General features: G+C 70.2%; 25 protein-coding genes. 9 read left to right on the top strand and 16 right to left on the bottom strand.

Annotated elements, in window-relative coordinates:
- Positions 1-55: 55 nt before the first annotated feature.
- Entirely contained in the window at positions 56-1,042 is a 987-nt protein-coding gene (locus QQ657_RS08165) for an SDR family oxidoreductase (protein WP_284741480.1), read from the top strand.
- 4 nt (positions 1,043-1,046) lie between these two features.
- Positions 1,047-1,817 (top strand): phosphatase PAP2 family protein, encoded by a 771-nt coding sequence (locus QQ657_RS08160; protein WP_284741479.1) that lies wholly within the window; start codon positions 1,047-1,049, stop codon positions 1,815-1,817.
- Here the strand turns inward: QQ657_RS08160 and QQ657_RS08155 are convergent.
- Positions 1,806-2,564 (bottom strand): MBL fold metallo-hydrolase, encoded by a 759-nt coding sequence (locus QQ657_RS08155; RefSeq protein WP_284741478.1) that lies wholly within the window; start codon positions 2,562-2,564, stop codon positions 1,806-1,808. The genes QQ657_RS08160 and QQ657_RS08155 overlap by 12 nt on opposite strands.
- 12 nt (positions 2,565-2,576) lie before the next feature.
- The gene (locus QQ657_RS08150) at positions 2,577-3,233 is read right to left on the bottom strand and encodes a hypothetical protein (protein ID WP_284741477.1); all 657 of its coding nucleotides are present in this window, start codon (positions 3,231-3,233) and stop codon (positions 2,577-2,579) included.
- Between the two features lie 335 nt (positions 3,234-3,568).
- On the opposite strand from QQ657_RS08150, the gene QQ657_RS08145 reads away from it, so the two are divergent.
- Positions 3,569-3,886: a hypothetical protein gene (locus QQ657_RS08145; protein ID WP_284741476.1), complete on the top strand. Its 318-nt coding sequence runs from the start codon at positions 3,569-3,571 to the stop codon at positions 3,884-3,886.
- A gap of 199 nt (positions 3,887-4,085) precedes the next feature.
- On the opposite strand, the gene QQ657_RS08140 is transcribed toward QQ657_RS08145, so the two are convergent.
- Positions 4,086-4,517: a MarR family winged helix-turn-helix transcriptional regulator gene (locus QQ657_RS08140; protein ID WP_284741475.1), complete on the bottom strand. Its 432-nt coding sequence runs from the start codon at positions 4,515-4,517 to the stop codon at positions 4,086-4,088.
- Positions 4,518-4,563: 46 nt separating this feature from the next.
- Between QQ657_RS08140 and QQ657_RS08135 the strand changes: the two genes are divergently transcribed.
- The 3 genes from QQ657_RS08135 (at position 4,564) to QQ657_RS08125 (ending at position 7,314) form a co-directional block, all read left to right on the top strand.
- The gene (locus QQ657_RS08135; RefSeq protein ID WP_284741474.1) at positions 4,564-5,250 is read left to right on the top strand and encodes a class I SAM-dependent methyltransferase; all 687 of its coding nucleotides are present in this window, start codon (positions 4,564-4,566) and stop codon (positions 5,248-5,250) included.
- A 108-nt stretch (positions 5,251-5,358) separates the two neighbouring features.
- The gene (locus tag QQ657_RS08130; protein ID WP_284741473.1) at positions 5,359-6,408 is read left to right on the top strand and encodes a phosphotransferase; all 1,050 of its coding nucleotides are present in this window, start codon (positions 5,359-5,361) and stop codon (positions 6,406-6,408) included.
- Positions 6,409-6,543: 135 nt separating this feature from the next.
- Positions 6,544-7,314 carry a glycoside hydrolase family 75 protein gene (locus QQ657_RS08125; protein ID WP_284741472.1) on the top strand — a complete coding sequence of 257 codons (771 nt, stop codon included), beginning with the start codon at positions 6,544-6,546 and terminating at the stop codon, positions 7,312-7,314.
- A gap of 383 nt (positions 7,315-7,697) precedes the next feature.
- Here QQ657_RS08125 and QQ657_RS08120 read toward each other — a convergent pair whose 3' ends face one another.
- Together QQ657_RS08120 and QQ657_RS08115 are read right to left on the bottom strand one after the other, a co-directional pair.
- On the bottom strand, positions 7,698-7,895 hold the full coding sequence (locus QQ657_RS08120) for a hypothetical protein (RefSeq protein WP_284741471.1): 198 nt from the start codon (positions 7,893-7,895) through the stop codon (positions 7,698-7,700).
- Between the two features lie 21 nt (positions 7,896-7,916).
- Complete coding sequence (locus QQ657_RS08115; protein ID WP_284741470.1) at positions 7,917-9,119, bottom strand: L,D-transpeptidase; 1,203 nt, start codon at positions 9,117-9,119, stop codon at positions 7,917-7,919.
- Positions 9,120-9,349: 230 nt separating this feature from the next.
- Here QQ657_RS08115 and QQ657_RS08110 point away from each other — a divergent pair, with 230 nt between their 5' ends.
- From QQ657_RS08110 to QQ657_RS08100, 3 genes are all read left to right on the top strand, one after another.
- Positions 9,350-10,495: a hypothetical protein gene (locus QQ657_RS08110; RefSeq protein WP_284741469.1), complete on the top strand. Its 1,146-nt coding sequence runs from the start codon at positions 9,350-9,352 to the stop codon at positions 10,493-10,495.
- Between the two features lie 186 nt (positions 10,496-10,681).
- Positions 10,682-11,461, top strand: coding sequence for a class I SAM-dependent methyltransferase (locus tag QQ657_RS08105; protein WP_284741468.1), 780 nt, complete (start codon positions 10,682-10,684; stop codon positions 11,459-11,461).
- Between the two features lie 34 nt (positions 11,462-11,495).
- A complete protein-coding gene (locus QQ657_RS08100) occupies positions 11,496-12,005 on the top strand; it encodes a hypothetical protein (protein ID WP_284741467.1) in 510 nt (169 codons plus the stop codon).
- 10 nt (positions 12,006-12,015) lie between these two features.
- Here QQ657_RS08100 and QQ657_RS08095 read toward each other — a convergent pair whose 3' ends face one another.
- The 11 genes from QQ657_RS08095 to QQ657_RS08045 all read right to left on the bottom strand — a co-directional run bounded on the left by QQ657_RS08095 (position 12,016) and on the right by QQ657_RS08045 (position 21,720).
- A complete protein-coding gene (locus QQ657_RS08095; RefSeq protein ID WP_284741466.1) occupies positions 12,016-12,822 on the bottom strand; it encodes an endonuclease/exonuclease/phosphatase family protein in 807 nt (268 codons plus the stop codon).
- A 28-nt stretch (positions 12,823-12,850) separates the two neighbouring features.
- Positions 12,851-14,344: an amidase gene (locus QQ657_RS08090; RefSeq protein WP_284741465.1), complete on the bottom strand. Its 1,494-nt coding sequence runs from the start codon at positions 14,342-14,344 to the stop codon at positions 12,851-12,853.
- Between the two features lie 90 nt (positions 14,345-14,434).
- Positions 14,435-14,794, bottom strand: coding sequence for a hypothetical protein (locus QQ657_RS08085; protein ID WP_284741464.1), 360 nt, complete (start codon positions 14,792-14,794; stop codon positions 14,435-14,437).
- Between the two features lie 180 nt (positions 14,795-14,974).
- Positions 14,975-15,535, bottom strand: a complete 561-nt coding sequence (locus tag QQ657_RS08080; RefSeq protein ID WP_284741463.1) for a hypothetical protein — start codon at positions 15,533-15,535, stop codon at positions 14,975-14,977.
- Positions 15,536-15,566: 31 nt separating this feature from the next.
- Positions 15,567-16,409, bottom strand: a complete 843-nt coding sequence (locus tag QQ657_RS08075; protein ID WP_284741462.1) for a serine hydrolase — start codon at positions 16,407-16,409, stop codon at positions 15,567-15,569.
- Positions 16,410-16,416: 7 nt separating this feature from the next.
- Positions 16,417-17,283 (bottom strand): hypothetical protein, encoded by an 867-nt coding sequence (locus QQ657_RS08070; protein ID WP_284741461.1) that lies wholly within the window; start codon positions 17,281-17,283, stop codon positions 16,417-16,419.
- Positions 17,283-17,777, bottom strand: a complete 495-nt coding sequence (locus QQ657_RS08065) for a SigE family RNA polymerase sigma factor (RefSeq protein ID WP_284741460.1) — start codon at positions 17,775-17,777, stop codon at positions 17,283-17,285. The genes QQ657_RS08070 and QQ657_RS08065 overlap by 1 nt, the downstream gene beginning before the upstream one ends.
- Positions 17,778-17,857: 80 nt before the next feature.
- A complete protein-coding gene (locus tag QQ657_RS08060; protein ID WP_284741459.1) occupies positions 17,858-19,069 on the bottom strand; it encodes an MFS transporter in 1,212 nt (403 codons plus the stop codon).
- A gap of 98 nt (positions 19,070-19,167) precedes the next feature.
- On the bottom strand, positions 19,168-19,563 hold the full coding sequence (locus QQ657_RS08055; RefSeq protein WP_284741458.1) for a DUF6294 family protein: 396 nt from the start codon (positions 19,561-19,563) through the stop codon (positions 19,168-19,170).
- A 67-nt stretch (positions 19,564-19,630) separates the two neighbouring features.
- Complete coding sequence (locus QQ657_RS08050; protein ID WP_284741457.1) at positions 19,631-21,448, bottom strand: RiPP maturation radical SAM C-methyltransferase; 1,818 nt, start codon at positions 21,446-21,448, stop codon at positions 19,631-19,633.
- Positions 21,445-21,720, bottom strand: coding sequence for a hypothetical protein (locus QQ657_RS08045; RefSeq protein ID WP_284741456.1), 276 nt, complete (start codon positions 21,718-21,720; stop codon positions 21,445-21,447). Before QQ657_RS08045 ends, QQ657_RS08050 begins: the two co-directional genes overlap by 4 nt.
- Between the last annotated feature and the right edge of the window lie 7 nt (positions 21,721-21,727).

Here is a 21,727-nt window from a genome sequence, read left to right as displayed (position 1 = left end):
AGACGAGCGCCACGCGGCACGCCAAATCCCCTTCGATCTTTTGTGAGGTTCTTCCATGGCTGAAGTACTGGTCACCGGCGGCTCCGGGTACATCGGCAGCTGGTGCGTGCTCGCGTTGCTGGCGGACGGGCACTCGGTCCGCACGACGGTGCGCGACTTGAAGAAGGAGCCTGCGGTGCGGGAGATGCTCCGCGCCGGCGGAGCGCCCGAGGACGCCAAGCTGACCGTGCTGCGGGCCGACCTCCAGCAGGACGCCGGCTGGCGCGAGGCGGTCGAGGGATGCGACTACGTGCTGCACGTCGCCTCCCCCACGCTGACCAGCGTGCCCAAGAACGACGACGAGATGGTCGTGCCCGCCCGGGACGGGGTGCTGCGCGTGCTGCGGGCGGCACGCGAGGCCAGGGTGAAACGGGTCGTGCTGACCTCGGCGTTCGGGGCCGTCGGGATGATGGGGCACCCCGAGAAGTCGCGCGTGTTCACCGAAGCGGACTGGTCCGATGTGGACGCCGGGATCCCGCCGTACCAGAAGTCCAAGACGCTCTCCGAGAAGGCGGCCTGGCAGTTCGTCGCCGAGCACGGCGGGATCGAGCTGGCCGTGGTGAATCCCGTGGGTGTGTTCGGGCCGGTGCTCGGCACCGACTACTCGCCGTCCCTGGGACTGATCCAGCGGATGCTGGACGGCGAGCTGCCCGCGTTGCCGAAGTTCGCGATGGGGTACGTGGACGTCCGCGACGTCGCGGACCTGCACCTGCGGGCGATGACCGACCCGGCCGCGGCGGGCGAGCGGTTCCTCGCGATCTCCGGGCACAGCCTCTGGGTACGCGAGATCGCGGCGATCCTGCGTGACCGCCTCGGCGACCGGGCGTCGAAGGTGCCCACGCGCGAACTGCCGGTGGGCCCAGCGGGTGCTCGGCTGGTCACCGCGGCCGATCGAAGACACGATCGCCGAGACGGCGGAAAGCCTGCTCGCCTTGAAGGGCACGACCGTCTGACACCCGGCATCCGCACGCGGCCCGGCGGAGAACGCTCTCGGCTAGGGTGACCGCGTGCTGCGCAACCGTCGAGTGCCCGCGCTCTTCCGGAGCGTCGGCGAGCGGCCGGCCGTGCTCGTCGAGCTGATCTTCCTGGTGCTCTGGTTTCTGCTCTTCGCCCGCCTCGACGCCGCTGTGGGCAAGGACTTCGCGGCCGCCAACGCCCATGCGCTGGCCCTCCAGTCCGCGGAACACGCGGTGCACCTCGACATCGAGCGGAGCGTGAACGACTGGCTGGCGGGGAATCCGTTCCTCAGCCGGCTGGCCGTGTACCTGTACCGGCTGTACTACGTCGTGGTCGCCGGCACCTTGGTGTGGGTGTTCGTCCGGCATGCCGACGTCTACCGCCGGGTTCGCCGGACGATGGTCGCGATGATGATCCTCGTCCTGCCGGTGTACTGGGCGGTGCCGATGTCACCGCCGCGGTTCGCCCTGCCGGGTGCCGTGGACATCGTGGCCAGGTACGACATCTTCGACCAGCCGAGCTGGACGAGTCCGACGCACTACACGGCCATGCCCAGCATGCACGTGGGCTGGTCGCTCTGGTGCGCGTACGCGGTGTGGTCGGCGCTCCGGGCCACGCATCCGCGCGCCGCACTGGCGGCGTGGGCGTTCCCGCTGCTCATGACGGCGGACGTGCTGGCCACGGCGAACCACTACGTGCTCGACATCGTCGGCAGCGTCACACTGCTGGCCGTGTCGATCGTCGCGGCGTCGTTGTGGGGCCGCGTCGCCCGGCGAACCGTTGCCGTGCAAGGCTTCGACGGCCGGAGTTCAGCCGGCTGAGTTCCGGGCCTGCGCCAGGTTCGCCTGGTGGGGGCCGTCGAGCCAGTCCTGCTCGAGCCGCGCGTCGACGGGGTCGTCCCCGCGCCGCAGCGCGTCGAGGTAGACCCGATCGGCGTCAAGCCGGGCCGCTACCTCGGGTCCCTCGGCAACGGAGCCGTGGCCGGGGACCACGACATCGACGTGCCGGGCGGCCTCGCCCAGCCGGTCGAGCGCGGTCGCGTAGGCGTCCACCTGACCGGGGCGGCGGGGGTCGAGCATCGGGATCAGGACGTCGGAGAGCATGTCCCCGGCGAGCAGAACACCCCGATCGGCGAGCAGGACGGCGGCATGGCCGATGGCGTGCGCCTCATGCGCGACGAGCTCCCCCGGCACCGGTCCCCCATCGTCGGGCAGCGGAGTGACGAGGCCGATCAGCTCCAGCGGAATACCGGTGGCGCTCTCGGCGGCCATGGCCTGCGCCCGTTCCCGGACGGCCCCGGCGGCCTGCGCGCAGGCGGCGGTGGCGTAACGCGGCACGTCGCCGAACCGGGAGTGCCAGAGCAGGTGGTCCCAGTGCAGATGGGTGGCGAACCCGGCGACGACCGGCAGCCCGAGCCGGTCGACGTCATCGGCGAGCTGGTTCAGATCCGAGCCATCGATCCCGGGATCGACGAGGACCACTCCGTCGTCTCCCCGCACGACGATGGCGTTGCTCCAGACCCACTCGCTCTGCCGCACCCAGACACCGTCGGCCACCTGCTTCAGCATCCGTCCACTGTGTCAGGTGTGGCCACCGGACGCGAGTGGACGCAGCGGCCACTCCGCGGCGCCGAGGCTGATCCGGTCGCCGTAGGGGAACCGATCACCGTCGTCGGCCGGCAGAGGCCCGCGGACGAAACAGCGATTCAGCACCAGTTCCCGGCGCTGGTCCAGCGGCTCCATCTCGTGTTCGGCCCAACCGGCCCGCGGCACCGGAGAATCGTCGCCGATGTCCACCTCGCCGTCCCAGTTGAAGTGCAGCCCCTCCTCGTCGGAGTAGAACCGGCTGAAGGAGGTCCGCCACTGGGAGTTCGAACCCCAGCCGTGCGACAAGTCAGCGGTCCGGCGCAACCCGCGACGGAAGGTGAAATAGAGGGTCGAGGTCGTGGCGACCGCGGCATCGACGAGATGCCGCGGCGCCCGCACCCCGGCGCGGCTGAACAGCAGATCACCGAACCACAACACCTCCTCCACGGTCACGCTCGTCGCGGACGGGTCCTGCACCACGGCGAAGATCTCATGGTGGAACGGGGAGAACGCCTCGGCGTGCTCGAACGGAGTCAGCGCGAGGCCCGAGAAGAACTCCGTGTACACCTCGAGCTCGGCCGGCGGCTCTTCCTGCGCGCAGAGCTGTTCGATCAGATAGTCGCTGACCCGGCTGAGGCCGTAGAGTTTCATGATCCGCCACAACTGCTCATCGTCCCCGCGGCAGCCGCCGGCAGGTATCCGTTCCCGTTTCCGCAACGGCTCCAAGCCTTCGTACAGCTGCCGAAAGTAGCCCCAGCCGAGTTCACGACGCGATCATGACCCGGCCGGCCTACATCGGCAACGCCGTTCCTTGGCCGGCGGGAACGCACTCCCGTGCCGAGATTCGGACGTCTATCACGTGGTGCGATCGCCAAGTCACCAGCCGCACCACTCTTGCACGCCTCATGATTGGATTCGTCGGAGAGCTCCAGGGGCAGCGGCGCACGTGACGCGCTGCCGGGTGCAATTTCGGCGGGGAGGCCAATGTGGCGGCAGACGAGATTGCACGGCTGTGGGACGTGTATGTGCGCGCGCCCTTTCCGCCTGCTTTACGCGGTGCTGAAATCGCCGGCATCGACATGGTCCTGCTCGACGCTCACACCGCGGGTTGCGTCAGTTCCTGGTTGTCCAGCGGCGGTCGGCTCGACGCGTGGCGACGCACGGCAATCGCGTCTTGCCTGGCAGAGCTCAACACCGTGCTGCCGTTGCTCACCGATCCGACGCAGGCCGCGTATTACCGTCGGCTTCGCGATCTTGCTCGCCGGATCTGCACTGAGTCGACCGCAGCGAGCGAATGTCCCTGAACCGCGCGGCCGGAATCAACCAGGCGCTCGGTCCACCGGGGCGACAGGGCATCCGGGTTCTCGGCGCCGATCATCACGCGCGGCTGCCCGCCCGGCGCTGACAGGCGGTCGACACAAACGTCGTCGACGTCCGCTCGTGCCGCAACCAGGATGTGGTCGGCGGCCCTCGTATGACCGCTGTGGTGGTGTCCCGACGGGATCACCGCCGGGACACCACCCGGCCGGCCGCGACGAGGAGCCGCCGCAACTCGCGCCGGTCGTGTTCGTCGAGCTCGGCCAGAACCCGATTCTCGGCCTCGGCCACCTCGGGGTCCAGGCGACCAAGCATCGCCACACCCTCGCGCGTCAACGTGGCAGGCAACGACCTCCCGGACGACACCGCGGCGGGTCGCGTCACCAGGCCGCGATCCTGCAGCGCGAGAACCACCTTGTTCATCGCCTGCGGCGACACCTGCGCCTCGCGGGCCAACTGGGCGTTGGACTTCGGCGACTGCGACAGCATCCGCAGGCAGAGATACTCCGGCGCCGCCAGCTCCGACGGCTCGAGCACGGTGGTGGCCACCTCGGCGCGCAACGCCGCGGTGACCCGATGCAGCAGGTAGCCGAGCGGCTCGTCCCGGAAGGTTTCCATGTCAACCATGTTGACATATATCAACCTGGTTGACACTCTGAGGTGCATGACGAGCTCATCCAGCGACGCGTTGTTCGAATCCGCCTATCGTGGCCAGGCTCCCGAGATGGGGCAGGGCTTCCGGCCGCCGTGGAGCATCGGCGAACCGCAACCCGAGATCGCCGCACTCATCGACACGGGCGCATTCCACGGCGAGGTCCTCGACGCCGGCTGCGGCGAGGGCGCAACGTCGCTCCACCTCGCCGAGCGAGGCTTCACGACGGTCGGCCTGGACCAGTCGCCGACCGCGATCGAGCTCGCGCGTGCGGAAGCCGCCCAGCGCGGCTTGACCAACGCCGGCTTCGCGATCGCCGACATCAGCACGTTCACCGGCTACGACGGCCGTTTCGGCACCATCGTCGACAGCACCTTGTTCCACTCGATGCCGGTCGAGCTGCGCCAGGGATATCAAGAATCGATCGTGCGCGCCGCGGCGCCCGGCGCATCCTATTTCGTGCTGGTGTTCGACAGCGCGACCGTGCCCTCCGGCAGGGTCAACTCGGTCTCCGCGGAGGAACTAAGGGAGGCGGTGGGCGCGTACTGGACGATCGACGAGATCCGGCCGGCCCGCATCCACGCCAACGTCCCCGAGAACTTCCCGGACTTCGCGGACTTCGCCGGCAGCGACGTCCGCAACGAGGGCAACGGCCGCAAGTCGACACCGGCCTGGCTGCTGTCGGCACACTTGTCCTGACCATGACGTCGTGCCGAGACACTGCGCCGCCCTGCCTTCGGTTCGAGACCGCCGTTGCCGGCATCGCCGTGGCGACGCACCGGCAGCCGCAGTGCCGCCCTCAAAAGGGTGCTGTCGCACCGGGGTGCGCTTGCCGACTTGCGTGCGTGGCTGTCAGTGAACTTCGGACTGCTCAAGCGGGAGCGGACGCCGGCCAGTCTCGGCCGTGGAGGGTTCGTCTGTCAGGATGCCGAAATGCCACCTCGTGCGTGTGCGGTCGACCCTGACAATCTCGCCCGCTGGTGCCGGGAGCAGCTGGGTAGCCCGCCTGCGGGGGAAACATTCAGGTCCGGGCACCTGTCCGCGGTCATCGGGCTCCGGCTTGCCGATGGCCGTGAGGTTGTAGTCAAAGTTCGCCCCGACGCACCACGGATAGCAGAATGCGTCGAGGTTCAGCGTCGCCTTTTCCAGGCCGGTTATCCCTGCCCGGAACCGCTCACCGGCGCCGCTCCCCTCGGTGGTGACATCGCCACCGCGGAGGTCTATGTCCCCGGCGGCGCCGTACTGCCGAGTGCGGACCTCGCAGCCTCCGTCTTCGCCGAGGCGTTCGCGCGGCTGATCCGGCTGGCCCCCAGTCCTGCCGAGATGTCCACGCTCGCCCCGGCACCGTCGTGGGCCGCCTGGAATCACGCCGGGGACAGCCTGTGGCCGCGGTCGGAAGACTCCGATGTCGACCTCGACCAGGTGTCCGGCGCGGAGTGGATCGACGACGCCGGGCGTCGCGCTCGCGACCGGTTGCGGGTCGGCGAGTCCGGCCCTGTGATCGGCCACTGCGACTGGCTTGCCGGCAACCTGCGCTGGAGCGACGATGCACTGCTGGTGGTGCACGACTGGGACAGCGTGACCGCGGACAGCGAAGACGTCCTGGTCGGCTTCGCCGCCGCGCTGTACTCGACAATCGACGCGGACACATTGGCCACCGTCGAGGACACGCGGCGATTCCTCGTCGCGTACGGCCGAGCGCGTGGCCGGGACCTCAGCGCCGACGAACGTCAACGCGCATGGGCGGCGGGCGTGTGGACCAGGGCCTACGACGCCAAGTTCCAGCATGCGGCCGGGCAGCCCATCACCTCACTGTCGGAGAACGAAGCCCGCGAACGTCTCCGTCGTGCCGGATGACCTGACTCGCGCACGTTCTGCCCCGGCGACCGGGACATTTCTCCAAAATGTTGGTAAAACTTTCACGTCATCGGGCCCACAGATGGTTCCCTCTGTTAGGTAACTTTCCTAACGAACAGTGGAGGGTCCTCGCCCATGTCATCCCGCAAGCGCTTCGCTGTGGTAGCCGCCGCGGCTCTGACGCTCATCGCTCCCCCGCTCGGCGTCAAGGCCGCCGACGCGGCCACGACGAACACGCCGGCCTCGGCGGACAAAACGTACACCGCCGCCGAGGTGCTGGCCGGCGTCAAGAAGAACAGCACGACCGCGAACAAGGTCAACTCCAAGCCCCACATCAACACCATGACGCGGTCCCAGAACGTCAACGTCTTCCAGGTGTCGTCCGGCGTCTACGCCTACAGCTCCTCCTTGGCCGTCGACGACGACGGCAGCGACCCCGATCCCGACCCGGACCACCAGGGCGAGACGACGTTCCAGGACAGCAACGGCAAGCAGCTGGCCGCGCACCACGTGCCGTTCTACGTGCTGGGTGACGACTGCTACGACCGCAAGAGCCCGTGCCCGCACTTCTTCTACAAGGAACACGGCATCAAGGGCCGCCAGTTCGCGCTGATGTTCTACAAGAGCAAGGTGATCGGCGCGATCTTCGGCGACACGCAGACGGGGAACGACCAGACCACTTCGGACAACGACTCCCGCGAACTGGGTGAGGCGTCGGTGAAAGCGGCCTCGTCGCTCGGCATCCCCAGCAGCGGCACCACCGGCGGCGTCGACAACGGCGTGACCGTGGTGATCTTCTCCGGCTCGTCCTGGGTCGTGAACGGCGCGAACTCCGCCCTGAACGCCAACGCCCAGGCCTTGGTCCAGAAGGCACTCGACAGCCTCGGCGCCGGCATGGGCCTCTGAGCTCCTGCGCGGAAACCGCGACCACCGCCACGGCGAACACGGTGGTGGTCGCGGTCAACCAGGCGTGAGTCCCCAAGCCTCCCAGCGTCGCGCGCAGTGCGGCGATGCGGCGGCGCAACCGCAGCCGGGTCCGCCAGGGGTGCCAGAGCATCGCCAGCAGCAGGCCGGTGGCGGCCGTCCGGTACTCCTGCGTCGCGCGGAGGAGCCGGTCCGATCCGGGGCCGAGCACGCCGCCGATGCGACGGTCGATCGTCGCCATCAGCGTGCTGTCGAGAAGGCGCTCTTGCGCACCCCCGGCGAAGTCGGCCACCCGGCGGGGCATTCCGGCGACGAGAACGGCGGTCAGCAGGTCGGCCAGCGCGTCACGCAAGGCGTGCTGAGCGTCAGTACCGTCTTCCAGCAGAGCGGTGACCCCCGGCGCCGATCCCGACGCCACCGCTGATCTCCCGCACCCTGGCCAGCTGCCGGTGGACCTCGGCGCGCAACTGGCGCCGTTCCTGGATCTTGGTGAAGTAGTTGGTCAGGGCCGCACCGACGACTCCCCCGCCGGTGGTGTAGGCCAGTTCGGCAAGACCGGGCACGGAAACGCCCCTTCCCGGGACTCAGCCACGCAGGGCGCTGCCGGCCTGCCAGGCGCTCCAGCTGATGCCCCAGTCCCCGTGGCCGTTGTTGATGGACAGCTGCGGGCCGCCCGAGTTGGTGACCTCGACGACGTCGCCGACGTTGAATGTGTCGAAGAACCACTTGGCGTTCTCGGTGTTCATGTTGAGGCAGCCGTTGGAGACGTTGGCGCTGCCCTGCACCCCGACCGTCTTCAGGTTCTCGTGCAGGTATTCACCGTCGTTGGAGATCCGGACGTTCCAGTTCTCCGGTGCGCTGTAGTAACCGGGGTCGCCCTCGCACACGCCGTAGCTGCAGGAGTCCATGATCTTGTGCTCCTCCTTCCCCAGCACGGTGTGCGTGCCGTTGAAGGTCGGCGTCGGGCCCCGCGGCGGGGTGTCGGCGGTCTTGCCCATGCTGGTCGGCGCGGTCTTCACCAGCTGACCGTTGTGGAACGCCTTGATCTGATGCGTCTTGCCGTCCGCCTTGGCGATCCAGGAGTCGTGCACCTTGTAGGTGGCCGAGACGTCTTGGCCGCCGTACACGCCGCCCCCGATCGGCATGCCGAAGGTCGTGGTCTCGAGCTTCACGGTCGAGCCGGCCTTCCAGTACTCCTGGGGCCGGAAGTGCACTTCGCGCTTGCCGACCCAGTACCAACCGCCTTCCTGGGCGGGCGAGGACGTCACCTTGAAGGACTTCTCCACCGCGGCCTTGTCGGTGATGTCGTGGTCGAACTTCAGCCCGATGATCAGGCCGACGCCGAAGTCACCCGACGCCGGCTGGAACAGCGACGCCGTGGCGACCCCGGCCGGCTTGAGCGTGTGCACTTCGCCGTGTTGCTCGGTCGCCGCACCCGCCTGGTTCACCGCGGTGGCGGCCACCTGGTACGTGGCCGCGTAGCGGAGGTGATCGTTGCTGGTCCACGTCGTCTTGTCCGGCGAGAGGTCACCCTTGACCGCGTTGCCGGTCTGCGGGTTCGTGACCGTGACCGCCTGCAGCGTGCCACCCGACGCCTTGACGACGATCGGGTCCTTCGGGCTCAGCTTGTCCCCGCCCTCGAAGGCCACCGTCGCGGCCGGTACCCCGGGCCCTGACGCCGTCCCGGTCGCCCCGGCGGCTCCGACCGCCTGTGCGGTCCCCTCGGTCTGTCCACTACAGGCAGCCAGCAGCAGGGCCACCAGGCCGAACCCGGCGATACGGATCATTCTCACGCCCCTCAAGACGTTCCACCCCCGTCCCGAGTTGCGTCACGATTCGATCACTCGAGGACCGGGCGGCTCCTAGTACTTTCGGCCGATGCCGGCACGGCGAAAACCCTCCGAAAGACGTGGACCGTTCCGGGGTTCTTGCCCCGGCGCCGGTTCCACCGCCGATCACCGCCCTAACGTGGCGGTGCTTCGTGATCTTGAACCGGACCAGAACGAGGGGAACCACCTTGCCCAACCGGACCAGATTCCTCGGCAGGACACTCGCGGCGGCGGGCACCGTGGCGGCGCTCGCGCTCGCCACCGCCGTTCCCGCGGCCGCCGCACCGTCCACCGTCGAGCAGGACGTCGCGCAGCTGTACCAGGACGTCATCGACCTCTACAACGGCCTGCCCGCGAGCGCGCTGCGCGGCGTCGACCGGCTCATCGAGTCGCCCGTCCAGAAAATCGGCCCCCGGAGCCGGGCCGCGGCAGGCCCGATCCCGGGCTGCACCGAGGGTTCGCTGCTGACGTATGCGAACAAGCTCGCGTCCCAGCTCACCCCGCTCGAGGGCCAGGCGCTCGACGCGCTGTCGGGGCTCGGCCAGCTCTACGTCCAGGGCGTCGCGTCCGACAAGACCCCGCAGGTCTTCGGCACCGACGGCCAGTACACCCCGCGCGCCACCGACACGATCGACAAGCTGCGCGGATTCTGGGACATCGAGAGCTGGAACATCCAGCTCGTCGCCTGGAAGGGCACCGATCTCGGCAGCCAGGCGAAGATGGCGCAGACCTTCGGCCTCGGTCTCGCGCCGGCGAAGGTGAAGGACGCCGCCGCGCTGGCCAGTAAGGTGCTCTACGAAGTGCCGGCCCTGCAGGGCGGCCGCAACCCGCTGCTCACCCTGAACGCGTTCTCCGCCCCGGCCGGCAGCCTCGGCGGCAAGCGCGTGGCGCTCGGCGACGGCCTGCTCGACACCGTCGACGTCCTCGGGTTCGACGACGTCTCGGTGGAGTCCGTGGTCGGTCACGAGTACGGCCACCAGGTCGACTTCGCCCACGACAACTACCCGCGCAACGAGTCCTCCGAGATGGGTCCCGACGCCTACGGCGGCTACTTCGTCGCGCACGCCAAGGGCTTCGGGTGGAACGCCCGCACCCAGCAGGAGGTCACCTACCTGGACGCCTCCATCGGTGACTGCTTCCACAGCCACGGCACCCCCGGCCAGCGCAAGGCCGCCAGCGCGTGGGGCGAGAAGCAGGCGACGAGCCAGGGCAACCCGAACCGGATCGTCCCGTCCGCCACGATGATCGAGAAGTTCCAGAAGGAATACCCGAAGCTGATGCCGCCTGCCACCGACCAGCCGGCGGCAGCTGCGGTGGCCGCGGCCCGCGGCTGAGCTCCGGCGCCCGTCGGCGGGCCGTCTCCCCGGACCGAGGGGGACGGCCCGCTTGCCGGGCGGTAGCCGACGTAGGGCTCTCCTCACCTTCTTCCGGGTGGCCTGCCGGATCGACCGTGCCGGGCGGGGCGGGCATCATCGATGCCGACCGACTGTGTCGTTGCGACGGGCGGGCAGGGAGACCCGATGGATCATCGACCGCATTACCGCACCTGGATCCGCAGCACCCGGCTCGCGGTGTTCGCCGCGTTGAGCATCGCGTGCTTGGCCGGGAGCGCGTTGGCGCCGCTTTCGCTGTGGTTCCTGCTGTTCCTGGTCCCGTTCGCGGTGTCCGGCTACATCGCGACGATCCTGGCGCTCACCATCCACCGGTTCGCTCCGCGCGGCGGCGACCTCCAGCGTCGCATCCACGACCTGATCGTCACCCGCGCCGGGCCGGCGACCTCCGGCACGGCGCTGGACGTGGGCTGCGGCAGCGGCAGCCTGGTCGTCAAGCTCGCGAGAGCGACGCCGGACAACACCGTGACCGGCGTCGACTCGTGGGGGCGGGACTGGGCGTACTCGAAGAAGCTGTGTGAAGACAACGCGCGGCTCGAGGGAGTCTCTGCCCGCACAACGTTCCTCAAGCAGAGCGGCGCCGCCCTCGAGTTCGCCGACGGCAGCTTCGACACGGTGGTCAGCTGCCTGACTTTCCACGAGATCGGCGACCTCGAGCGCAAGTCCGACGGGATGGTCGAGGCACTGCGGGTCCTGCGGCCGGGCGGCCGGTACGTCTTCCTCGACCTGTTCGGCGACCCGGCCTTCTACCCGTCGGCCGACCACGTGCGGGAGACGATCCGCGGCGCGGGAGCCTCGATCGTCGAGTTCGACAACCTCGCCGGGTCCCTGCCGCTGCCGTTCCCGCTGCGGCACCCGAAAGTGCTCGGGCACGCCATGCTGATCGTCGGCACGAAGACCGGGCCGTGACTTCCCGGCCGCCCCGCGGGGCTATCGTTCCGCCATGCTCGATCGCCTCCGGACGAACGTCCGCGCCGCCGAACTGCTGGCGAGCGTGTTCGACTTCGACATCGCCCGCCTCGACCCCGTCGAACCGGTGCGGCTGGCCTCGGGCAGCGAGCTGCGTGTGGTCGCCGGCGACGCCTCGGGCGGCACGTTCTTCGTGTGCGGGGACGGGCCCGTGCTCTACGCCGGCTCCGAAGGCTCGGCCGGGATCATCGCCTCCGACCTGGACTCGGCGATCCGCCTGATCGTCGGGGTGCCGACCTGGCAGGACGTCGTGCCGCACGCACCCGACCGCGACGCGATGCTCGCCGCCTTCGAATCCTCCGACGCGGAGATGACCGAGTACGAGCCCTTGATCGACCAGCACCGCTCCGAGGTTTCCGCGGAGCTGGAATTCGGCCAGGTCGCCGTCGAGGAACTGCTGGCGGGGCTGAGCAGGTGCCTGACGGACCTGTCGCCCGATTACCTGCTGCTCAACGAAAACGGGGACGAATACGACCCCCTGTGACCCCCGCGGTTCAGTAACGCAGTTCGGCCAGCACCCCGTAGTGGTCCGAGGGCACGTCGGCGCCGACGCCGACGATCTCCGCCCGTAACGGCTGCCCGGCGCCGCCCCGGCGCAACGACGTCGAGAAGACGTAGTCGATGCGCCGGTCACGGGGAAACACCGCCGCGGCCCACGGGTTGCCGGTGGACCAGGTGTGTCCCGGGCCGGTACCGGCGAATTCCCAGGCATCGTGCCAGCACACCCCGGTGCCGGCCGCGCGGCCGGTGAGCATCCGGATCTCGTCGCAGTCCTGCGCTGCGTTGAAATCGCCGCACACCACGGTCACCGTGCCACGACCCATTTCACGCACCCGCCGCGCGAGCTCGGTGACCTGGTCCTGCCGGACGCCGGTGTGGTGCAGTGGCCAGTCCAGCATGACGTTGACCAGCCGGATCGGGCCGCGCGGACCGTCGATGTCGACCCGGACCGCGCTGCCCTCGTGGCCGGCGGGTCCGGGCAGGACCCACGCTTCCCCGTCGCCGATCGGCCAGCGGGAGAGCACCGAGCTGCCCGACAGCACGCCCTTTTCCTTGCGGTTGCCGGAGAACCGGTGGTGGTGCAGCCCCGCCGCGGCGGCGAGCTCCCGCGCTTGATCGCGATCAGGCGCCGACCACGCTTCCTGAAGCGCCACGACGTCCGGCGCGTGCTCGGCGAGAACCGCGGCGATGCCGGCTTGCCGTTGTTCCCACGGCCCGAACCGGCCCCAGACGTTCCAGGTGAGCAGCCGGAGCCGCGAGCCGATCAGCGGACCGTACGGCCGAAGGGGATCGGCCATCATGCCCCGAGACGACGAAGTCCGGTGCGAGTCATGCCACGGACGATACCGCCGACGAGCGCGCCGGGACGCCCTGCTTCGGTGCCTGGAAGCCACCCGTCTTCCGCTCGAGCAGTTCGGCCAGCCGCAGCGGGGTGCGGTCCTCGAACATCGGGCCGATGAGCTGCACCCCGACCGGCAGGCCTTCGGGAGACCGGCCCGCGGGGACGGCGGTGGCGGGCAGGCCGGGCATGGTGGCCAGGCCGGCCCAGACGAGCTGGTCGAAGTACGGGTACTCGGCGCCGTCGATGGCGATGCGCCGTTCCATCGGGTTGGGGGTGTGGTCGTGCGGGAACGCGGGCGTCGGGGTGATCGGGCACACGACGGCGTCGAACTCGGTGAACAGCTGCCGCCAGCCGTGGCGGTGGACCTCGCGGCGGTGGTTCGCCACCATCCAGTCGCGGTGGCTGAACACCAGGGCGCGCAGCCGTGCGGCGTCGAGACTCCGGTCGTCCGCGCCCAGTCCGGCGACGCGGGCCCGCAGCTGCTCGTCCGATTCGATGGGGAAACGCGCGACGGAGCCCGAAATCAGCAACTGCATGTAGAGCGTCGCCGCTTCGGTCAGATCGGGCAGCAGCGGACTGTGCCGTGCGACGCGGGCGCCGCCGTCGGCGAGCGCGTCGGCCACCCGGTTCACGCCCGCCCGCACGGCGGACCCGGTCGGAATGAGCGGATGGTCGTCGAGGACCAGGACCCGGAACTCGCCGAGCCGCTCGTGGCGGGCGGGCGGCAGTGCCAGCCGGTGCGCCAGGCCGTGCGTCAGCGGGTCCGGTCCGGCCATGACGTCGAGCAGGAGCGCGAGGTCGCGGGCGGAGCGTGCCATCGGACCGACGACGGCGAGGTCGAGGTCGACCGGCCAGGCCGGCTCGGACGGCGGGGCCATGCCGCGGTTGGCCGCCAGCCCGAGCGTCGGCTTGTGCGCGTAGACGCCGCAGAAGTGCGCCGGGGTGCGCAGCGATCCGGCGAGGTCGGAACCGATGGACAGCGCGCCGAACCCGGACGCCAGGGCCGCCGCCGACCCGCCGGAGGAGCCGCCCGACGTGCGGCCCTGATCCCACGGGTTGGTGGTGGTGCCATAGATCTCGTTGAAGCTCTGGATGTCCTGCAGCCCCAACGGCACATTGGTCTTGCCGAGCACCACCGCGCCCGCGGCCTTGAGCCGCGACACCTGGACCGCGTCCTCGGCCGGCCTGAAGTTCCGGTGCGGTGGCATGCCCCAGGTCGTGGGCAGCCCGGCGATGTCGTAGGACTCCTTGACCGTCACCGGAACGCCGAGCAGCGGCCGGTCTTCACCGCGTGCGCGTGCTTGGTCGGCCCCGTGGGCGGCGGCCCGCGCCCGGTCGAAGTCCGGCACGCAGATCGCGTTGGTCACCTCGTCGTCGCGCTCGATCCGGGCGATCGCCTCGTCGGTCAGTTCCCCCGATGTCACCGCACCGGCACGCATCGCGGCAATGAGTTCTTCGGCGGTGTGCAAGCTCCATTCCATGAATCCGAAGATAACGACCTGCCGTGGAAGCCATAAAATCCCGCTTCGCGCAACAGGTCACAGCGCCGAAACTGACGTGACCTAGCCAATTCATCGTCCGCTCGGCTGGGGATGCTCCGGGGAAGCAGTATTGTCGTAGTGGATCATCGCGGTACGGGTAGCCACCACGTAACCCCAAGTAACCAAACCGATCACGACCGCAGCGATGGCGAGAGTGATCCATATCGCCGGCCGGCCCCTGTCCACGCCGAACGCGATGAGCACCGCGATGCCGCCGGTGGCAAGCACGAAGACGAACAGCGACAACAGCGCCCAGAGCAACGCGACCGGCCAGGCCGCGCCGAAGCCGGCGGGATGGCCGCGGACAGCCAACTGGAACGCCCCCAGCCCCCACAGGCAACACAGGACGAGTGCGACGAACGTGAACCCGGTCCCGACCATGATGCGCATCCACACTCGCCGCACCGACATGGTTCTCTGTCTAGCCGAGGCACCATACGATCACGTCCGGACTCCGCGTTCGTGATCGATCCGTGACGGGCCCCATGTCCATCTGCGGCATCGTCGGCACAGGCGGAATATTCACCGCACAGGCCATGAAATGCCGCATCGGGCAACAGGGCGGATACCTCAATTCCCGCCGGGGCGGATGAGCATCATCGCCCAGCGAACGTCCTCGCTCTCGGCCTGCGTCCGCAGGCGCGAAACGGTATCCGAATGCTCCTCGCCGAGCCGGCCACCGCCGGCGATGCAGCACCGGACGACGGACCGCACCTCGTCGTTCGCGAAGCCCGGCGGAAGGTCGCGCTCCCAGAGCTTCAGCGCGTGCACGGCCGCGCGGCGCGACACGTCCGGCGCCGCCGCGTACCAGTGGCCGCCCATCCTGCCCCGCGGCGGTGGATCGCCGGGTGCCGGCACACGCCGGCCGAGCCGCTTCTGCTTCACGCGCTCACTCGTGTACGCGGCAGCCTCCGCGCGCCACACCGCACGACTGGCCTCCAGCTCTTCCAGCGCACGCAGCAGAGCCCGCTCGTGCCGCTGGTACGGCCCGGCCAGCTCGGCGAGAAAGCTCAGCGTGGCCCGGTGACCGATCGGGTGATACAGGCTCACGCACGAGCACAGCGCCGCGACCCGCCGGCCGTACGCCAGGCGCCCGTCACGCACCCTGCGCGCCCGCTCCCCGAACCCCATGCGCCGACACTACCGCCGGGTGCCCGGCTCCTCATTCCGGCGCGAACCCGGCGTCGACCCGGCCGAACAGCTGCTGGGCGACGGTCTTGCACACTTCGGCCCCGTACCGGTGCCCGTCGCCCTGGTCCGGGTAGTGCGCCAGCACCGCGAGCACCCAGTGGTCCCAGATCGCCAGGCAGTTCACCGTCCACCAGCTCCCGTGGCGGGTCCAGCCGTTCTTGACCGCCGGGTGGCGGCCCGCCAGCGCCGGGGCCTCCAGGATGCCGAACGCGTCGGTGGGCGCGACCGACCGCATGAGGTCGAGCAGCTTGCTCCGCCACTGTGGGCTCAAGCCCGGTCCGCGGGCCACGCACTGGCCGAGCAGGCTCGCGTCGGCCGCGGACATCGTCGTCTTGGACCACCAGTGCGGGTGGATCAGCGTGTCCCGCAGCCCGCAGGTCCGGATCATCCGCGTGATCGACGCGTCCTCGCCGAGCCGGAGGTACAGCGTCTGGGCGGCGCGGTCGTCGCTGACCCGGATCATCCGGGTCACCCGGGCCTCGTCGTCGGCCGGAATCCGCGACTCGCGTGCGGCGAGGTAGTCCACCGCGAGCCAGATCTTGATCATGGATTCGGCCGTGTTGCGCAGAGTTCCGCCGCCGACCACGGCACCGGTGTCGAGCTCGCGCAACGCCCAGGACCATTCGCCCTGGACGTCGACCGCCACTTCGGCCGGGCGCGTGCCCAGGGACTGCGGAGACGTGCTCGACGACGGTTGCGCGTACGAAACCGGCTGCGGCGCCGCCGCGGTCACCTTCACGGGCCGGGTGCAGACCACCACGGCGAGTGCCCCGAGGATGGCGCCGACCAGGACGACGACCACGCAGATACGCATCGCCGGCTCATCGGTTCAGCTGAACGGAATCCAGCACCGTCAACGCGGCCCGTTCGTTGGCGGGTGAACTGGTGATTTCGATGGTGTAGGCGCCGAGCCGGCGGTGCTGGTGCACGGGCAGCGGGTCCTCCGGGAAAGGGCTGTCCGCGAAGTGGCTCGTCAGCGACACGGTCAGCGAGAAGCATCGGCTGTCGAGCGGGGCCTTCCCCAGCACGGCGCCGGGGCAGAGCACCAGGGTGTTGGTCTCCGGCTCGCTGGTGAACGCACCGACTTCTTGTCCGCCGGGGATCTGCAGCGACTTGAGCGGCGACGCGACCACCGGCGGCGTGGTGCCGATCTTCGCCAGCAGGGCGAGCATTTCCGAGGCCGTCACCGGCTTCGCGGTCCGCGCCCAGATCCATCGGCCCGGTCCGTCCTGCCACATGACCGACTTCGGGTTCGAGAGCTGACCGGCGGCCGTGGGCTTCGCGGCCAGTGCGCTGTGGGGCGCGGCGCCGTCCCGGACGTCGATCTCGAACCCGTACTGGTGGCCCTGCGCGTAGTGCAGTGCGGCGAAGCCCGGCCGGGTGGACCACATCATCAAGTCCCAGGAGCTGTCCTCGAGGCTGATCGCCGGCGCGGCCGGGAGCACGGAGGCCGACGGCGCGGCGGACGCGGGACTCGCCGACGTGGCCGGTGGCACCACCTCGGTACCGCGGTTCAGGACACCGATGGCCCCCGCGGCGAGGGCGGCCACGGTGAGCGTCACCGCCGCGACGCTCGTCGTGCGGCGCCGCCGGATCCGGCGGGTGGCGCCGGCGAGCACCTCCTCGGGATCGGGCGCCAGGGACTCCTGGGCACGCAGGGCGCGGCGCAGTTCGTCGAGATCGGTCATCACACACTCTCCTTGCCTTCGTTGAGCTCGACCCGCAGTGCGCTCAGGCCGCGCGAGATGTGGCTGCGCACCGTGCCGGGCGCGCAGCCGAGCACCGCGGCGATGTCGGCGTCGTCGCGGTCCTCGTAGAACCGCAGCACGATCGACGCTCGCTGGGCGCGGCTCAGCCGGGCGAGCGGGCCGGCGAGCTGGTCGGCGTCGGTGATCCGCCACGCCGGATCGGGCGCGACCGGCTCGCGGAACCGGGTGACGTCGGCGGTGGGGCGCACGGATCGCTGGTACCAGCGGCGACGCCAGCCGAGGTAGCCGTTGACGACCATCTTCCGCATGTACAGGTCGGGCCGGTCCACCACCGCGATCCGCCGCCAGCCCTGGTGCGCGCGCACGAGCGCGTCCTGCACGACGTCCTGGGCCAGCTCACGGTCACCGGTCAGCACGGCGGCGAACCGCACCAGGCCCGGCAGTTGCTCACGGGAGAACTCTTCGAACTGCACACCTCTAAAGATGCCGCTGCCCGGGCGGCTTGTTGCAGTTGCGCCGGACTTTGTCCGGAAGGCCGTGAGCGCAGGCGGAGTCAGCCCGCCGAACAGTCCGCGCCGGCACGGCGTGGTCTCGGGATCCACCGCCACAGCGCCCCGGCCGCCGCGAACCCGACCAGGCCGCTCGCCACGATCCCCGCGCCGAGGCCGGCCAGCGCCGTCACCGCCGCCAGGACCAGCGGTCCCACCCCGGTGCCGATGTCCGCCAGCTCGTTCCAGATCCCGATGTGCGTCGGCCGTCCCACCTTCGGGGACACGTCGGCGCCGAGCGTCATCACGATGCCCGAGCCGATGCCGTTGCCGAAGCCCATCACCATGGCCGCCACCGTCAGCAGCGTCGCACCGCCGGCGAGCGGCATCACCAGGAAGGACACGCCCAGCACGAGCGTCGCCGGCACGGCCACCCAGCGCCGGCCGTAGCGGTCCATCACCTTTCCGGCCGGGTAGAACGTCAGCGCGTCGACCGCCCCGGCGACGCCGTAGATGATCGAACTCGTCGTCGGCGACAGGCCGATGTGCGCCGCCCACAGTGGCACCACCGTCTGGCGGGTCTGCCGGATCGCCGACAGCAGCAGGATTCCGACGCCCAGGGTCGCGTACACCCGCCACTGCTGCCTGAGCATCCCCCGCGTCGTGACCGCGGACGCGGCCGCCCGGTCGTCCGCGGTGACCTCCAGGTCGGGCACCCGCAGCACCAGGGCACCCGCGGCGAAGATCGCGACCGGGCTCACGTAGTACGCGCCGGGCAGCCCGGCGAACCGCATCGCCGCGGCGCCGGCGAACGGCCCGAGGAACACGCCGATGCGCATGCTGCCGCCCAGCGTCGACAGCGCCCGGGCCCGCATGTGCTCCGGGACGATCTCGGTCAGGTACGTCTGGCGGGCCAGGCCGTAGACCGCGCTCGCCGCGCCGATCAGCGCGACCCCGCAGCCGTAGAGCACCAGCGACCACGGTCCGTGCCCCAGGTCGACCAGGCAGATCAGCAGGCCCGCGACCATGACGGCCGCCGCCACGAGCATCGACCGGCGCTCACCGAACCGCGTCGCGAGCACGCCCGCCGGGATGTTCGCGGCCAGCGACCCGACCCCGAGCAACGCGGCGATCAGCGCGGCCGTCGAGGTGCTCGCCCCGCGGTCGATCGCGCTCAGCGCGATGACCGGCAGCACGGCGCCCTCGGACACCCCGAACAGGGCGGCCGGCCCGTACGCCGCCGCGGCGACCGAACGCAAGCGGAACTCTTCGACCATGTCCGTGCATCATGCGTGACGGAAACGGCCGGTCCGGCACGGGACCGGCGCGAAGTGATCTTCGTCGCTCGGACTCGCCGCTTACCAGGGCATTTCGGTCAGCAGCTCCAGTGCATCCGCAGGGAGGCGAGGTCGTCCCACAGGCCGGCGTCGAAGTTCGCCCGGGCGCGGAACCGGTGGGGTCGCACGCTGCCCGGCGTGGTCACGAACTTGCGCCAGTCGCCCTCGACCGGGTGCTCGGTGGCCAGCGAGCCCAGGATGGTCCCGTGCGCGTCGAGCAGGTCGACGTGCCAGATCACCCAGGTGCGCCCCGGCTCGCCGGCCACGGTGCCGTCGAAGGTGGCGGTCCCATCGGGGAAGAGCGTCCACCGGGCGCCCGCGAGCATCGTGCAGCTCCCCCTCACGAGCGGCCCCCAGGTGAACGCCCACGACGTCCCACCGGAGAGCCGCTCCGCCGCGGCGTTCGCCGTCGCCACGATGACCGACGGGTCCATGTCACGCGCCTTTCGTCGAACTCGTCCTGGCGATGGACGGAGACTCCGGCGGCGGTCCTGATACGCGTCAGCGGCCGGGTGTCGCGGGCAGCGCGAGCGACAGGGCCAAGGTGTCGTCGAGGAACATCAGCCCGCGGTCCCCGAAACTCCGGAAAGCCTTTTCCACGGCCGAAACGGGCACGGTGAGGCCGAGTTCGCGGTGCACGGCCCTGGCGGTGCGCGGCCGGTCCACACAGGCCAGGTAGACGTCGGCGAGCGTGTCGTGGAAGGTGTAGGTGCCGTGGGTCTCGGAGTGCCGGCCGTCGTAGATCTGCAGGAAACCGGGGGCGCAGCGGTAGACCAGCACGGGCGGCTGCTTCGCCTCCCAGGCGGCGGACCACGCCGACACCGCGTCCTTCAGAGGTGCGTAGACCTCGGGCGGCAGCTCGTCTTCCGGGGCGTAGTCGAAGAAGTAGGCGACCCGGTCGATGTCCACAGTGGACGGGTAGACGTGGCGGTAGCTCGCCTCGGGCTCGCGCGCCCGCAGGGGGAACCGCGCGGGCTGGGTGAACAGCGGGCTGAACCGCTCCAGCCACAGCCGGTCCGCGCCGGCCGGCGGCTGGAGGTGGACCAGGTGCGGGACGGCCGCCGCCTGCGCGGCGTACTCCTCGGCCGGCTCGCCCGGGAATCCCCACAGGATGTTCCAGCCGACGCCGATGCCGTAGTACCGGGCCCAGCGCAGGAGGTTGACGTTCTGGGCGGCGCGGACGCCCTTGTCCATCAGCCGCAGCACGGCGGAGCTCAGCGACTCCAGGCCCGGCTGCAGCTGCGTGACGCCGGCCTCGGCGAGGAGCTTCAGTTGCGCGCGAGTCAGGTTCGCCTTGACCTCGTAGAAGATCTGGTAGTCCCGGCGCGCGTCGGTGAGCGCCGGCAGCAGGTCCTTGAGGTAGCCCGGTTCGAGGATGTTGTCGACGGCGTCGAACCGGAAGGTGCGGTGGCGGCGTGCCTGCTCGTCCAGCTCGCCGAGTACGCGGGCCGGCGACTTGGCGCGGAAGCGCATGGTGGTGCCGTTGAGCCCGCAGAAGGTGCAGTGGTGCTTGGCGCCCCACCAGCACCCCCGGGCCGACTCGAACGGGAGCGCGACGTGCTCGGTCGGCAGCCCGAGCCGCGTCGCGCGTTCGAAGTACTCGCCGTAGTCCGGCACGGGCAGCTCGTCGAGCCGCTCGTGCGGCGGCTCGGCCCGAGTGGCGACGACGTCGTCACCACTCCGCCGGGCGACGCCGGGGATCGCGCCCGGATCCGTGCCGTTCGCGAGCGCTTCGAGCAGGCGGGGGAAGGCGACGTCGCCCTCGCCGAGCACGGCGAAGTCGATGCACCCGACCGACCGGACCAGTTCCAGGCCCATCTCCCCCTCGAAGTTGGCCCCGCCGAACACGGTGACGACATTCGGATCGCGCTCCTTGAGCCGCCGGGCGAGCGCGAAGGACGCCGTGTTCTGCTGGAACGTCGAGCTGAAGCAGACGACCGGGACGCCCGCCAGCTCCTCGGCGATGGCGTCGAGGTAGGCGGGGACGTCCTGCCGCCGGATCGTGAGCAGGCGATCCGGACCGTCCAGGTAGGACAGTTCGTCGCCGATTTCGTCGAGCAGCTTCCCGTCGTGGTCCGGCGCGGCGTCGCCGAAGGCCTCGACGGAGAACAGCCAGTCCCCGATCTGCCGGCCCCGGTGGTCGGCGAGCCGCCGGTAGTGGTCGAGCCCGATCCGGACCGCGAAGTCGAGGTTGGCGTGCAGGGTGCGCACGGGGAAACCGTGCTGCTGCGCGATGGCCTTGAGCAGCCCGAGCTGAATGGACGGCCGATCGGCTTCGAGGAACGGCATGGAAACGAGCACCACCGGCGGCGCGGTCACGGGATGGAGGTGTGCCTGATGATGCGCGGGATGGCGACGGACGATCCAGCACCGATGGCGGGGTGGTAACCGATGAGCGTGCCGGTCTGGTGCAAGCTGAAGCAGCCGGCGAAGCCGGCATCGAGAGAGTCCTCGTGCTCGGTGGCGTTCCACGCGAGCCTCAGGATCGCCTCCAGCAGTTTGAGCTGGTCCGGTGTGAGTGTGGTCTTGAACTGGTCGAGCTTCTCGTGGAAATCGGCGAGTTCTTCCGGTGAGAGTTCGGGTTCGGACATGGGAATC

It is taken from the genome of Amycolatopsis ponsaeliensis, assembly GCF_030182635.1.
GTDB classification, from domain to species: domain Bacteria; phylum Actinomycetota; class Actinomycetes; order Mycobacteriales; family Pseudonocardiaceae; genus Amycolatopsis; species Amycolatopsis ponsaeliensis.
The sequence above is the reverse complement of the archived record's forward strand: the minus strand, read 5'-3'. Positions and strand labels throughout refer to the sequence as shown.

Bases quoted from the DNA above. Each gene is read 5' to 3' on its own strand.
- QQ657_RS08140 (WP_284741475.1), bottom strand. From the start codon at position 4,517: ATGGAAACCTTCCGGGACGAGCCGCTCGGCTACCTGCTGCATCGGGTC.
- QQ657_RS08095 (WP_284741466.1), bottom strand. From the start codon at position 12,822: ATGATGGCCGATCCCCTTCGGCCGTACGGTCCGCTGATCGGCTCGCGG.
- QQ657_RS08115 (WP_284741470.1), bottom strand. From the start codon at position 9,119: ATGATCCGTATCGCCGGGTTCGGCCTGGTGGCCCTGCTGCTGGCTGCC.
- QQ657_RS08135 (WP_284741474.1), top strand. From the start codon at position 4,564: ATGACGAGCTCATCCAGCGACGCGTTGTTCGAATCCGCCTATCGTGGC.
- QQ657_RS08125 (WP_284741472.1), top strand. From the start codon at position 6,544: ATGTCATCCCGCAAGCGCTTCGCTGTGGTAGCCGCCGCGGCTCTGACG.
- QQ657_RS08075 (WP_284741462.1), bottom strand. From the start codon at position 16,409: ATGCGTATCTGCGTGGTCGTCGTCCTGGTCGGCGCCATCCTCGGGGCA.
- QQ657_RS08060 (WP_284741459.1), bottom strand. From the start codon at position 19,069: ATGGTCGAAGAGTTCCGCTTGCGTTCGGTCGCCGCGGCGGCGTACGGG.
- QQ657_RS08080 (WP_284741463.1), bottom strand. From the start codon at position 15,535: ATGGGGTTCGGGGAGCGGGCGCGCAGGGTGCGTGACGGGCGCCTGGCG.
- QQ657_RS08150 (WP_284741477.1), bottom strand. From the start codon at position 3,233: ATGAAACTCTACGGCCTCAGCCGGGTCAGCGACTATCTGATCGAACAG.
- QQ657_RS08090 (WP_284741465.1), bottom strand. From the start codon at position 14,344: ATGGAATGGAGCTTGCACACCGCCGAAGAACTCATTGCCGCGATGCGT.
- QQ657_RS08070 (WP_284741461.1), bottom strand. From the start codon at position 17,283: ATGACCGATCTCGACGAACTGCGCCGCGCCCTGCGTGCCCAGGAGTCC.
- QQ657_RS08105 (WP_284741468.1), top strand. From the start codon at position 10,682: ATGGATCATCGACCGCATTACCGCACCTGGATCCGCAGCACCCGGCTC.
- QQ657_RS08085 (WP_284741464.1), bottom strand. From the start codon at position 14,794: ATGCGCATCATGGTCGGGACCGGGTTCACGTTCGTCGCACTCGTCCTG.
- QQ657_RS08155 (WP_284741478.1), bottom strand. From the start codon at position 2,564: ATGCTGAAGCAGGTGGCCGACGGTGTCTGGGTGCGGCAGAGCGAGTGG.
- QQ657_RS08045 (WP_284741456.1), bottom strand. From the start codon at position 21,720: ATGTCCGAACCCGAACTCTCACCGGAAGAACTCGCCGATTTCCACGAG.
- QQ657_RS08165 (WP_284741480.1), top strand. From the start codon at position 56: ATGGCTGAAGTACTGGTCACCGGCGGCTCCGGGTACATCGGCAGCTGG.
- QQ657_RS08055 (WP_284741458.1), bottom strand. From the start codon at position 19,563: ATGGACCCGTCGGTCATCGTGGCGACGGCGAACGCCGCGGCGGAGCGG.
- QQ657_RS08100 (WP_284741467.1), top strand. From the start codon at position 11,496: ATGCTCGATCGCCTCCGGACGAACGTCCGCGCCGCCGAACTGCTGGCG.